A 12,477-nucleotide genomic window follows, 5' to 3' on the forward strand; every position below is an offset into this window, starting at 1 on the left:
CGTGAATAGGGTTTTTTTATGATTGCTTTTTTAATCAAAAAAAACAGACCCTACAAGTAGGGTCCGTTATATATTGTATTTAAAATTATGCTTTTTGAACGTTAGTAGCTTGTGGTCCACGTTGACCTTGCTCAACTTCAAAAGTAACTTCTTGACCTTCGTCTAATGATTTGAATCCTTCGCTTTGGATAGCTGAGAAATGTACGAATACATCGTCTCCGTTTTCGCGTTCGATGAAGCCAAATCCTTTTTCTGCGTTAAACCATTTTACTTTACCTTGTTCCATTGTTGTTGCCTCCTAGTGTGAATCCACACATTGTGTTACTACCCTTGCTCAATCATTAGACGAAAAGTTTTTCACTTATCAATCTTCCCGAACAAAAATAATTCTTTTTAAATATAACAGATAATGTCGGAATCTGCAAGCTAACATGGGAAGATTATTTATGTACACATTCGATGAACAATTTTTAATACCCTTTTTTGTAATCAAGTAAATTTATTGAAGGTTTTTTACCATTTAGATAGTTCTTTAAATTCGGCATGAAAATATCATGAATGAGCCTTTGGTCGTAAAATTCCGTATTTCCGGATGTGTGCGGCGTGATGATTGCATTGTCCAACTCCCATAGTGGGCTATTCTCAGGAAGTGGCTCCGTTTCAAACACATCAAGTCCAGCACCCGCAATTTCTTTGTCCATAAGCGCTTGAACCAAATCGTTTTGAATGACGAGATTTCCCCTTCCTATATTAATGAAAAAAGCGGAGCGCTTCATTAACTTGAATTCCTTTTTCCCGAACATATACCTTGTTTCTGGGGTCAAAGGTAATGTCACGACAATATAATCACATCTTGGAAGAAGATCATTCAATTGTTTTTGTGTGAACATCTCATCGACAAATTCTTCTGATTTATTCGAATGGCGCATTCCTAACACTGTCATGCCAAAAGCCTTGGCAATTTTTGCGGTTTCCTTTCCGATTTTTCCGACACCGATGATTCCGATGGTCTTTTCATGAATTTCCTGCTTCATATGTGCGTGATGCCAAGTCTTTGTCTGCTGTTGTTTAATATATGTATCTACTTTTCTTGTTAAGGCAAGCATTAACGCGAAAATAGTCTCTGAAATGGGATACGCATGAACACCGTTTGCAGTTGTAATCTGAACATTCCTTTGTTCTAAATTTTCCAGGGGTAAAGCATTCACTCCGGCGCTCCATGTCTGGATCCATTTTACTTCGCTTGCATCAATCGATACAGACATTTCCGCTTTCCAGCCTGCGATCACTTCAGCATCGGCTATATGATTTCTCCATATTTCCGGAGATCTTCCGGTGATAACCGTCCAATCGGGAACCAATTCTTTAATTTTCTGTAGTAAGAGCTCATTCAAATTTTGGCTTATTATTAGTTTTCTTTTTGGCATAACTAACCTCCTATATCTTTTTTTCTGAATTATACGTAAGTTTTGAAAATCTTTCAATCGGGAAAGCGATTGCTTAACAATCTTGCTATAATACTAATAATCAATGGAATGGGGTGTATTCATGAACGTGAAAGACATATATGGACAGCTGCCTATTATAGAATCAAAACGTTTGGTCATGAGGAAAGTCACCATGAATGATGCCGGAGACATGTTCGCTTATGCATCCAACAGTGAAGTTTCCCGTTACGTCACATGGGAAGCTCATCGTTCCCTATGTGATACAAAAGATTTTATCAGGTTTATCCTGCAAAATTATGAGGATAAGAAAATCGCTCCATGGGGCATAGAACACAAGGAAAGTGGTAAGTTGATTGGTACTATTGATTTTGTTTCATGGCAGGTTGATCATCATAGTGCAGAAATCGGGTATGTGCTTGCACCCGAATATTGGGGGAATGGCTTGATGACGGAGGCAGCGCAAAAGATAATCGCCTTTGGCTTTGAAAATATGAACCTAGTTCGTATACAAGCAAGGTGCTTCGTTGAAAATATGGGTTCAGAACGCGTCATGCAAAAGGCTGGTATGTCTATTGAGGGAATCATTAGAAAAGGAATGTTTGTAAAGGGTAAGCATCAAGACTTAAAGCTATATTCCATTATAAAATGATGGCTTTGGAGTCTGCTGATTAAAGAAGAAATAAGGAAAAATACATCGGTTTTGAAATTATAAATATTGGAAAATCAAAAACAAACAATATGTGCAAATATTGAATCAAAAACTATACAAAACGTCTAATGTAAAAAGTCCGTTTGAAAAATATAATGAAACTATAAAATCGTGTTGAAATGGAGGGTTTCTTTAATGGCAGTAATAAATGAAGTAAAAACGTTGAAAAATTATATCGGTGGCAAATGGGTGGATTCCACAACATCGAAACATGAACAAGTGCCTAATCCGGCAACAGGAGAAGCTTTGGCGATCGTTCCCCTTTCAACAAAGGAAGATGTAAACCAAGCGGTGCAGGTTGCTAAAAAGGCGTATAAAGAATGGAAAAAGATCGCCGTTCCAAAAAGAGCCCGCTTCTTATTCCGTTATCAGCAATTATTGATAGAACACTGGGATGAGCTTGCAAAGCTGGTCACAATCGAAAATGGAAAAAGCTATACAGAAGCATATGGTGAGGTTCAGCGGGGGATTGAATGCGTGGAATTCGCAGCAGGTGCGCCTACCTTGATGATGGGCAGCCAGCTTCCTGATATTTCTCCAGGTATTGAATCTGGCATGTATCGTTATCCAATGGGTGTCGTTGCAGGGATTACGCCGTTTAATTTCCCGATGATGGTACCATGTTGGATGTTCCCGCTGGCAATAGCTTGTGGAAATACGTTTATCTTAAAACCTTCAGAACGGACACCGCTATTGGCCAACCGTCTTGTGGAATTATTGACAGAAGCAGGTGTTCCGGATGGAGTTGTCAATATTGTCCATGGTGCCCACGATGTCGTGAATGGGATATTGGAACATGAAGACATTAAAGCGGTATCATTTGTTGGATCCCAGCCTGTCGCAGAGTATGTATACAAAACGGCAGCTGCCAATAAAAAACGTGTCCAGGCTTTATCAGGAGCGAAAAATCATTCAATCGTCATGCCTGATGCGGATTTGGATAATGCGGTAACGAACATTACGAATGCCGCTTTCGGATCTGCAGGCGAGCGCTGCATGGCTGCGTCAGTGGTTGTTGCGGTGGGAGAAGTGGGAGATACGCTCGTTGAGAGATTAAAGGCTGCAGCGGATGACATCAAGATAGGAAATGGAATGGATAAGGACGTTTTCTTGGGGCCTGTGATTCGTGATACTCATAAAAAGAGAACAGAACAATATATTGAAATCGGGGAGAAAGAAGGAGCTGTCCTCCTTCGTGATGGCAGGAATGAAGGCGATCAGGAAAATGGCTATTACGTTGGACCGACATTATTTGATCATGTAAAAACAAACATGAAAATATGGAGTGATGAAATTTTTGCTCCTGTCTTATCCATAGTACGGGTCAATACACTTGAAGAAGCAATCGAATTGACCAATCAATCAGAATTTGCCAATGGTGCCTGCCTCTATACTGATAGTGCAAAAGCCATCAGGGAATTTCGCGAAGAAATTGATGCAGGGATGCTTGGCATTAATCTTGGGGTACCCGCGCCAATGGCATTCTTTCCATTTTCTGGCTATAAAAGTTCCTTTTATGGAGACCTTCATGCCAATGGGAAAGACGGAGTGGAATTTTACACTAGAAAGAAAATGTTAACGGCAAGATACTGATAGGAAAAAGGGGGTCGGCTCAAATTGTGGTCGGCCTTCCTTTATACATCTTTTTAGGAGGAGTGTAGCTTATGCAGGTTGAAAAGCAGGGTCAGGATCTTAAAGCGATGGATGGTAAATATGTGTGGCATCATATGAAAGGGGCTGAACCCACCCCTGGGGCAATGGTGATAAAAAAAGGGCAAGGAGCATGGATTACGGATGTTGATGGGAATCGATTCCTGGATGGGATGTCAGGTTTATGGTGTGTCAACGTTGGTTATGGCCGCACGGAACTGGCTGAAGCCGCTTACGAGCAACTGAAGGAACTTCCTTATGCCCCTTTAACGAATAGCCACATTCCGGCTATTAAGCTAGCAGAGAAATTAAATGAATGGCTTGGTGGGGATTATGTGATTTTCTTCTCTAACAGCGGTTCAGAAGCAAATGAGACTGCCTTTAAAATTGCGCGGCAGTATCATCAGCAAAAAGGTGAACATGGACGCTATAAATTCATTTCGCGTTATCGCGGCTATCATGGCAATTCAATGGGTGCCCTGTCAGCGACCGGGCAGGCGCAGCGAAAATACAAATATGAACCGCTGGCCCCAGGATTTCTTCATGTAGCACCGCCGGATTCTTACAGAAATCCAGAGGATGAAAGCGGTGAAAAAAGTGCAGCGGAAATTGAACGTACCATTACATGGGAGCTGAGCGAAACGGTTGCTGCGGTCATCATGGAACCAATCATCACTGGGGGCGGAATTTTAATGCCACCTGATGGTTATATGAAACGTGTCAAAGAAATTTGTGAGAAAAATGGTGTCCTTCTCATTTCGGATGAGGTCATTTGCGGGTTTGGCCGTACTGGTAAGAGATTCGGATTTATGAACTATGATGTAAAACCAGACATCGTAACAATGGCTAAAGGAATCACGAGCGCTTATCTGCCATTATCCGCTACAGCCGTCAAACGTGAAATTTATGAAGCGTATATTGGCTCAGATGTATATGACCGCTTTCGGCATGTAAATACATTTGGCGGCAATCCGGCTGCATGTGCCGTCGCTTTGAAGAATATTGAAATATATGAAAATGAAAAACTTATAGAACGGTCTAAGGAGTTAGGGTTACGTTTTCTGCAAGAGTTTGAAGAAATTAAAACTCATCCCAATGTTGGGGATGTGCGAGGGAAAGGTTTGTTGGTAGGGATTGAACTAGTGGAAGATAAACTGACAAAACAACCGATCGAACTTTCCAAAATCAATAAAGTGATTGCATCATGTAAAGAAAAGGGGCTGATCATAGGTAAAAATGGTGATACTGTAGCGGGTTTCAATAATGTCCTGACTCTTGCTCCCCCACTTAGTATAACTGAAGAGGATTTTTCATTCATCATAACGACGGTAAAGCGAACGCTAGCTGAACTATGAAAATAAATAGAAAAACCTGAATATTCAATTAAGTTTACGCGTGTACTGTTGATAGACAAACATGCTTTTTAAATGAGACTGATGCGTTTAGTTTTAGCACCGTTTTAGAACTTTGAACGGTGCTTTTGTCTATGATCAAGGAAGAATAAGAGGAAAAGGAATCTAGTAGAAATTATAGGCAATATTTTGGAATCGTTTTCCTTGCTTAGTTATAGCAGATGTTCGAAAATGGAATGATAAGGAGTGGTAGAAACTCAATATTAACCGTCAGAAGAGGTGAGGGACATGAATAATGAAGATATAACAAAAAAACTAACATTACATATCCCTGAAATTTTAGGGAGTGGGAATTTTTCAAAGTATGCTGTATTGGTACCGCTTCTAGAGAAAGAAGATGGAATTCATGTTCTTTTCGAGGAACGTTCACACAAACTGAGGAGGCAGCCAGGGGATATATGTTTTCCCGGCGGAAAAATAGACAAGCTGGACCATGATGAACAGGCGGCGGCTCTAAGGGAAACATATGAGGAACTTAATTTGAGAAAAGAAGATATCGATAATGTCTTTCCTATCGATTATTTGGTATCTCCATTTGGGATGATCGTCTATCCTTATGCAGGGTTTGTTCGTAACCATCAACGGATAATACCTAATCCAGCTGAGGTAGAAACCATTTTTACGGTCCCGCTATCCTTTTTCATGGAAAAACCGCCAGAAATTTACCATGTGGAATATAAAGTGGAACCGCATGAAAACTTCCCCCATGATTTAGTCGTTGGCGGGGAGAATTATAAATGGCAGCCGAAACAGATGGAAGAATATTTTTACTTATATAATGGTCGGGTAATCTGGGGAATGACGGCGAAAATCCTTACCCATTTTATTGAAATTCTTCGTTAGACACTTCTAAAGCACCTTTTTTTTTCAGTCTTTTTCTATTAAGCTTTAATTATGGTAAATGTTAGGTTTTTAATAGAAGCGGGGGGATGAGTGGATGAAGTATAGTTTTGAAGTACTTGAAAAAGAACGGGAAATGGCAATGGCTGCACTAGTCAACTTCAATGAAAACCGCGAATACTATGATGAAACCAAAGATCAGGAACTTAAGCTAGCATACTACAAAGATGGTTCCTTGGACCGGGAAGGATTGAAGGACCTACTTGTGGCAACCCATAAAAACCAGCTGAACTACTCACCACATCGTCATGTTTACCCATGGGTGGACTTACAGGAAAATGGCCAGCTGAAAAGTCTGTATTCCGGTAAAGGGATGGATCCTGTACAAGTGATTGAGGAAGATATCCGTATACTGGAAGTGTTGTCAAAAGGTATTGAATCAATAAATTCGGAGAACATTCTCGTTAATTGTGAACATGTAGTACCTCAATCATGGTTCGATAAAAAAGAACCGATGAGGGGGGATTTGCATCATCTGTTCGCTTGTGAACCAACGTGTAATAGCAGCCGGAGTAACTATCCATACCATGATTTTGAGGATTATATCCCTGAGAGATCGGCTGCCGGTATAAAAGCGGGTTGCGGAAAATCAGACGAAAGTAAATTCGAGCCTGAATACGGAAAAGGAATCGTGGCGAGGGCAACTTTGTATTTTTTACTCAGATATGAGGGAATCATCGATAGCAGCAAAATCGACCTGGCACTGCTTTTGGAATGGCATCAGCTTTTTCCAGTCAGCACTTATGAAAAACATAGAAACCAGGCTATACATGAAATGCAGGGTAATCGTAACCCATATATAGATTTTCCCGAAATGGCGGAGAAATGGAATTAAAGAAGAATATAAAAAAGAGGATTGAAGCTGTAGTACAAGCTTCAATCCTTTTTTTAAGATTATAAGAATTTTACGCAAACAGGGAAGGGAACTTGAACATCCTTTTGCAATAATGTTAATTTTCCGTCATGCTCATTCCGTGCATATAGTGTCAGGTTTCCTGATTGTTCATTAGAAGCGATCAGGAATTTTCCGCTAGGATCCAATGAAAAATCACGTGGCCAGTGACCTTCGGTAGAAACAAGTTCCACGAATGCCAGTTTGCCTGTTTCTTGATTGATTTGGAAAACGGCAATACTGTCATGTCCGCGGTTTGCAGCATATATGAATTGCCCGTCATCAGAAATATGAATGGCACTTCCTTGGTTATTTTCTTTGAAATCTTCCGGGACGGTCCGAACCGTTTGTAATTCAGAAAAACTTCCAGTTTGACTATCGAAGCTCAAAACAATGACTTCTGGTACCAATTCTGCCATAACATACGCAAATTTTCCGTTTGGGTGGAAGGTCAGATGCCGTGGTCCGCTGCCGGGAGCAACAGATAAGCTGTTTACTTCTTCCAAAATCCCACTATGTATTTTATAGGTTATCACTTTATCTATCCCGAGGTCGACTACAGCAATGAACCTTTCATCTGGTGTGAAACCAGCAAAGTGAGTGTGTGCTTTTTCCTGACGTTCTTCATTCGGTCCTTGACCTTTATGTTGAACAGTTGATGATACAGGCAAAGGGGTCGCATCGTCATGAAGCGGATATGATTCAATCACGCCTTCACCATAACTGGAAGTGACCAAGACCTGTTTCTTGCTGTCAACACTAATATGGCAGGAAGAACCGTTTGGTGTCAGTTGTTTCCCCAAGAAGGTAAGCTCACCTGAATCTTCATTAATCGAATAGGCTGAAACACCTCCACTGCCCGATTCTTTTAAAATGGCGTAGAGATTCTTTTTGTCCTGGCTGATGGCGACATAAGTCGGATCGGTCAATTCTGCTGCAAGAACCGGTGTGCTGAGTTTTCCTTCTGCTGTATCTAAAGTAAATCGGTAAACACCTTTGCTGTTTCCTTTTGTGTAAGTGCCTATGTATCCAATAATGTTCTGTTGGTCATGTTTTACCATATTTATCTCCTCCAAGAAAGATTTGTGTTTATTTTTATTTTAACATAGATGATACCTTATATCCTTTTCCCGTATTCTGTTGATTTGGAACCTTTTTATTTTGGAGGTTTTTGGGTGCGAAGAAAAAAACCCCGACTAGGGGGTCAAATTTAATCGACTGGCTTTGAGGCTTCGATAGGAATATGCCTAAACTCAGAAACGGAAAATAAACCCTGATCCGTCAGTTTGATTTCAGGGATGACAGGTAACGCCAAGAAGGCAAGTGTAAGAAAAGGGTTGAAATGCCTGTTAGCACCGAGTTTCAATAGGGCCTCATCGATTTTATTCAATGAATGGACCACATCCATATAATCACATTAACTCATCAATCCAGCTATTGGCAGGGGAAGGGAAGCGAGTATTTCCCCATTTTGGATTACGGTCAATCCACCCTGCATTTTTTTGATTTCCTTTGCTGCCAGCAGCATATCCTGATCATTCGTTCCGGCAATGATCAAATTATGTGAATCATGGGCTACTGTAGTGGCAATTGCACCTGATTTCAACCCGAGCCCTTTGACGATTCCAAGACCTAATTGTTTGGTCAGATGATGCCTTTCAATAACAGCAAGTTTTAAATGATCAACATGTTCGGAGAAATGGAATAGTCCATCATGATTAAGTGTGACCGGTTCAATCGAATGCTTTGTAATCAAGCTGTTTGGAGTTATCTCAATAATATTAGCGAACTCATTTTTAAAAGGTATCGCCAAATCATCTTCGGTTATTTCATGAAAATGAACGGAGTGCGTCAACCCGTCATCAATAACCTGTTTCCTATCATCTGGAAAGTTAAGTAAATGATTATTTTGAACGATAAGCTTTCCATCTTTAAAAACCGAGTGGATGGTGATGGAATCAAGATCATCCAATAGAAGGAAGTCTGCCTTGTATCCAGGTGATATTGCACCATGTTCCTTTAAACCAAAGCATTCTGCTGCATTAATGGTCGCCAATTGTATGGCGGTAATTGGCGGGACACCTGTATCTATGGAAAGTCGAACGTTGTGATCGATACTTCCCTCATATACAATATCATCTAGGTGCCGGTCATCGGTGACGAATAAACAACGGCGGGAGTTCTTCTCGTTAATAACTGGAATCAGGTTTATTAAGTCTTTGGCAACCGTTCCTTCCCTGATCATAAGATACATACCTTTACGCAGTCTTTCTTTTGCCTCTTCCGCAGTAGTGCATTCATGATCCGTTTTTATGCCTGCACTCATATAAACATCGAGCTGTTGTCCGGATAATCCGGCTGCATGGCCATCGATGCTTTTGCCTAGTCTATTTGCATCATATATTTTTTGCAGCATATCCTCCTCCGTATGTGAAACGGCAGGGAAATTCATGACTTCGGCTAAACCAAGCACTCTCGGGTTTTGATAAAAGGAAATTAAATCTTCACTTCTTAAGACAGCACCAGAATGTTCAAACTCCGTAGCAGGTACACAAGACGGCATCATGAAGTAAAAGTCAAAAGGAAGTTGAGCGGATTGTTCAATCATATATTCCATGCCCTTTTTGCCAGAAACATTGGCAATTTCATGAGGGTCTGCAACGATGCAGGTCACACCATGTAAAAGGAGGATTTTTGCAAGTTCATATGGCCTGACCATCGATGATTCTATATGAACATGGCCATCAATGAAGGAAGGGCATACGAATTTTCCTGCAGCATCGATTTGTGAAATACCATCATAATGCCCAATTCCAGCAAAGTAACCATCGACTATCGCAATGTCGCCTGTATAGATATCCCCATTGAAAACATCAATGATTTGCCCGTTTTTAATGACGCAATCTGCTGGTGTTCTTCCTGCTGCAACGTCAATTCTCCTTTTAAGCAATTTTTTTTTCATATTCGTAACCCCTTTGGCAAAATATATCCGGTTAATATTTCACTTTTTCCGTATTGGTTTCCCATGTGCGGAATGGTAAATCATGGTCATTAAAAGACAATTGTTTCATTTCAATCGTGCGATTTTCCATTGGCAGGGCAAGTTCTTTGTATATAAAGTGATCATCAAAGCCGATAATTGCAGCGTCTTCTTTAGTGCATGCGTAATAAATGGCTTTTGGACGTGCCCAATAAATAGCACCGATGCACATGGGGCAAGGTTCGCAGCTAGTGTATATTTCACAATCTGTAAGCTGGAAGCTGTCGAGATTCCTGCATGCATCACGAATCGCCTGTACTTCGGCGTGAGCAGTAGGATCGTTGGCTGTTGTCACATTATTACATCCTCTGCCTACGACTTTGCCATCTTTTACGATTATAGCACCGAAAGGTCCTCCGTTCTTCGCCAATACATTTTCATATGCAAGCTGAACAGCCATCTCCATGAATTTTACATCCACTAAAAACACCCCTTCATATATATTTATAACCTAAAGTACTGATGTTACGTTTATTAACGTAAATATAATAAACAATATACCATATGCATGGGGAAATGGAATATTGTTTTCTGAAAATAGAGAAAAGTCAGTTTGTGTTAGAATATATGATGTGCAATCAAAATGGTTTAAAAGAATTTTTACAAATAATAATAAAACTGATATTGTTAAAAGAAAATCATTAAGATTATGAAGGTGAAGTGCATGGGGTTTTTGGGAGTTCTTTTACCGATATTCGGTATTTTTGTTTTAGGGTTCATCGGTCAGAAAAAGTTCAAACTTGATACAAAATCGATTTCCACGATGGCATTATATTTAATGTCACCTTTTCTTGTGTTCCGGACTTTTTATTCCGCAGAATTTACGATTAATTATTTCTACCTGTTCTTATTCACGATAGTACTTTGTCTTTCTCTTATACTGGTAGTCTACATCATATCTTATTTTCGCAATTATACAGTCACTGAGACAAGCGGCATGATATTGGCATCTGCATTCATGAATAACGGAAATTACGGAACACCCGTCATTTTCCTGTTATTCGGAGCCGCAGGACTCGATTATGCAATCATCCTTATGGTGGGACAGCAGTTAGTGATGTGCACGATCGGCATTTATTTCGCAGCAAAGGGCAGCCCGGAAGGTAACGGAGTTCAAACGGCGATTAAAGCAGTATGTCGAATGCCAATTGTTTATGGAGCCATTGCCGGTACAGTATTTCAGTTCGTTAACGTACCTTTAAGCAATTCGGTTATGGAAGCTATTAACCTTGTTGCAAATGCAGCGATTCCCACAATAATGATTACACTGGGAATGCAGCTGGCCAACATTTCGCTGAAAAAAATAGCCTATCGGAAGCTATCAGTTTCGCTGCTCCTTAAACTTGCCGTGTCACCGGCCATTGCCTTCCTGCTATCTCTTGCCTTGCCAGTGGGTGATATGGTCAGGCATATCATGATCATCGTAGCTGCAATGCCAACGGCGGCCAACACTACGATGTATGCGCTCCAATTCAATACGGAGCCTGAATTCGTATCAAGTGCTACGTTCATAAGTACATCATTAAGCCTGATTACGCTTCCAATCATCTTTTTCTTTGTATTATAGGAGATTATCATTCTAATTATGTGGGCAAACTTATTATATACAAGAAGCGGAAGAATCCTGGCTAATTAAAAGAGGGATCCGGAAAGATTATATGAATTACCTTTGACCTCGCGGTTAGTGAACGACTTGTGGACTTGAATTTAGGTGTCCAAAACATTTTCATTTAAAATTAAAGGGCAAGCTTGTTAAACTGGTGTTTACTTTTTTTAATGCCTGTATTTGATTGGAGGGGTTTTATGTTCCAGACTAAAATTGAACTGACTAATACTGGAAAGATTGATGCCATTTTAAAGGGAATCGTTCTGAAAACCTATGAAGAGTCACTGGAAGAAAAACTCTTGCTATGCATGGAGTGCGGTGATGTCGATTTTTATATCGCGTATTCAAATAATGAGGAACTTCAGGATGCGATAAATGAAAACTTTGAAATTGATGAATATGGCGAAATCGTGAAAATAGATGAACATCAGGAACTTATGGATGATTTATACGATTATTTCTTGATCATACATAAGGAAAGTGATTTGTTTGATTTTTTTCCGGTAGGTCCATATACTCACGGAGGGGAAATCCGTGAATCGGATACGGATATGCTGGCGCCAAGGGGTTTATATTCAGCGCCATTTGAAGACGCGATAAAGGAATGATGAAAAAGACAGCGATAGCTGTCTTTTTGTATTTTTAAGAGCGTATTAAGCCTTCGGGAAATAAATGCATTTTTACAAAAAGAGGGAATTTTTTTATGGGATATCAGTTTAAATTTATCAGTTTTATGAAATATAGCAATAATATCATGAAATATAATATCATTTTTAACAATTTAAAGTTTATATGGTAATTTTAAGAAATATTATATATC

The 12,477-nt window shown here is 40.0% G+C and carries 11 protein-coding genes and 1 pseudogene; 7 read left to right on the forward strand and 5 right to left on the reverse strand.

Translation table 11 applies throughout. The features are described from left to right. Positions 1–85: 85 nt before the first annotated feature. Together ACWF5P_RS23255 and ACWF5P_RS23260 are read right to left on the reverse strand one after the other, a co-directional pair. Positions 86–286, reverse strand: coding sequence for a cold-shock protein (locus tag ACWF5P_RS23255; protein WP_029714163.1), 201 nt, complete (start codon positions 284–286; stop codon positions 86–88). 184 nt (positions 287–470) lie between these two features. Next, complete coding sequence (locus ACWF5P_RS23260; protein WP_452445348.1) at positions 471–1,427, reverse strand: D-2-hydroxyacid dehydrogenase; 957 nt, start codon at positions 1,425–1,427, stop codon at positions 471–473. A gap of 121 nt (positions 1,428–1,548) precedes the next feature. Between ACWF5P_RS23260 and ACWF5P_RS23265 the strand changes: the two genes are divergently transcribed. From ACWF5P_RS23265 to ACWF5P_RS23285, 5 genes are all read left to right on the forward strand, one after another. Continuing rightward, positions 1,549–2,097 carry a GNAT family N-acetyltransferase gene (locus ACWF5P_RS23265; protein ID WP_434167030.1) on the forward strand — a complete coding sequence of 183 codons (549 nt, stop codon included), beginning with the start codon at positions 1,549–1,551 and terminating at the stop codon, positions 2,095–2,097. 195 nt (positions 2,098–2,292) lie between these two features. Further along, complete coding sequence (locus ACWF5P_RS23270) at positions 2,293–3,750, forward strand: CoA-acylating methylmalonate-semialdehyde dehydrogenase (RefSeq protein ID WP_452445349.1); 1,458 nt, start codon at positions 2,293–2,295, stop codon at positions 3,748–3,750. A gap of 71 nt (positions 3,751–3,821) precedes the next feature. Continuing rightward, on the forward strand, positions 3,822–5,162 hold the full coding sequence (locus ACWF5P_RS23275) for an aminotransferase (protein WP_452445350.1): 1,341 nt from the start codon (positions 3,822–3,824) through the stop codon (positions 5,160–5,162). A gap of 285 nt (positions 5,163–5,447) precedes the next feature. Next, complete coding sequence (locus tag ACWF5P_RS23280; protein WP_101225421.1) at positions 5,448–6,062, forward strand: NUDIX hydrolase; 615 nt, start codon at positions 5,448–5,450, stop codon at positions 6,060–6,062. 94 nt (positions 6,063–6,156) lie between these two features. Further along, the gene (locus ACWF5P_RS23285) at positions 6,157–6,954 is read left to right on the forward strand and encodes an endonuclease I family protein (RefSeq protein ID WP_452445351.1); all 798 of its coding nucleotides are present in this window, start codon (positions 6,157–6,159) and stop codon (positions 6,952–6,954) included. A gap of 59 nt (positions 6,955–7,013) precedes the next feature. Here the strand turns inward: ACWF5P_RS23285 and ACWF5P_RS23290 are convergent, their stop codons facing one another. The 3 genes and pseudogenes from ACWF5P_RS23290 to ACWF5P_RS23300 all read right to left on the reverse strand — a co-directional run bounded on the left by ACWF5P_RS23290 (position 7,014) and on the right by ACWF5P_RS23300 (position 10,457). Next, a complete protein-coding gene (locus tag ACWF5P_RS23290; protein ID WP_402937192.1) occupies positions 7,014–8,072 on the reverse strand; it encodes a lactonase family protein in 1,059 nt (352 codons plus the stop codon). A gap of 149 nt (positions 8,073–8,221) precedes the next feature. Further along, positions 8,222–9,973, reverse strand: a pseudogene (gene ade, locus ACWF5P_RS23295) (adenine deaminase). A gap of 31 nt (positions 9,974–10,004) precedes the next feature. Then, positions 10,005–10,457 carry a nucleoside deaminase gene (locus ACWF5P_RS23300; RefSeq protein ID WP_101225484.1) on the reverse strand — a complete coding sequence of 151 codons (453 nt, stop codon included), beginning with the start codon at positions 10,455–10,457 and terminating at the stop codon, positions 10,005–10,007. A gap of 258 nt (positions 10,458–10,715) precedes the next feature. Between ACWF5P_RS23300 and ACWF5P_RS23305 the strand changes: the two genes are divergently transcribed. After that, positions 10,716–11,618 carry an AEC family transporter gene (locus tag ACWF5P_RS23305; RefSeq protein ID WP_101225417.1) on the forward strand — a complete coding sequence of 301 codons (903 nt, stop codon included), beginning with the start codon at positions 10,716–10,718 and terminating at the stop codon, positions 11,616–11,618. A gap of 236 nt (positions 11,619–11,854) precedes the next feature. After that, complete coding sequence (locus ACWF5P_RS23310) at positions 11,855–12,265, forward strand: hypothetical protein (RefSeq protein WP_260357756.1); 411 nt, start codon at positions 11,855–11,857, stop codon at positions 12,263–12,265. Positions 12,266–12,477: the final 212 nt, after the last annotated feature.

Source organism: Peribacillus sp. NPDC055009, assembly GCF_053608705.1.

Coding starts and splice junctions, on each gene's coding strand:
- ACWF5P_RS23300 (WP_101225484.1), bottom strand. CDS start 10,457: ATGGAGATGGCTGTTCAGCTTGCATATGAAAATGTATTGGCGAAGAAC.
- ACWF5P_RS23310 (WP_260357756.1), top strand. CDS start 11,855: ATGTTCCAGACTAAAATTGAACTGACTAATACTGGAAAGATTGATGCC.
- ACWF5P_RS23285 (WP_452445351.1), top strand. CDS start 6,157: ATGAAGTATAGTTTTGAAGTACTTGAAAAAGAACGGGAAATGGCAATG.
- ACWF5P_RS23280 (WP_101225421.1), top strand. CDS start 5,448: ATGAATAATGAAGATATAACAAAAAAACTAACATTACATATCCCTGAA.
- ACWF5P_RS23265 (WP_434167030.1), top strand. CDS start 1,549: ATGAACGTGAAAGACATATATGGACAGCTGCCTATTATAGAATCAAAA.
- ACWF5P_RS23305 (WP_101225417.1), top strand. CDS start 10,716: ATGGGGTTTTTGGGAGTTCTTTTACCGATATTCGGTATTTTTGTTTTA.
- ACWF5P_RS23275 (WP_452445350.1), top strand. CDS start 3,822: ATGCAGGTTGAAAAGCAGGGTCAGGATCTTAAAGCGATGGATGGTAAA.
- ACWF5P_RS23255 (WP_029714163.1), bottom strand. CDS start 286: ATGGAACAAGGTAAAGTAAAATGGTTTAACGCAGAAAAAGGATTTGGC.
- ACWF5P_RS23270 (WP_452445349.1), top strand. CDS start 2,293: ATGGCAGTAATAAATGAAGTAAAAACGTTGAAAAATTATATCGGTGGC.
- ACWF5P_RS23290 (WP_402937192.1), bottom strand. CDS start 8,072: ATGGTAAAACATGACCAACAGAACATTATTGGATACATAGGCACTTAC.
- ACWF5P_RS23260 (WP_452445348.1), bottom strand. CDS start 1,427: ATGCCAAAAAGAAAACTAATAATAAGCCAAAATTTGAATGAGCTCTTA.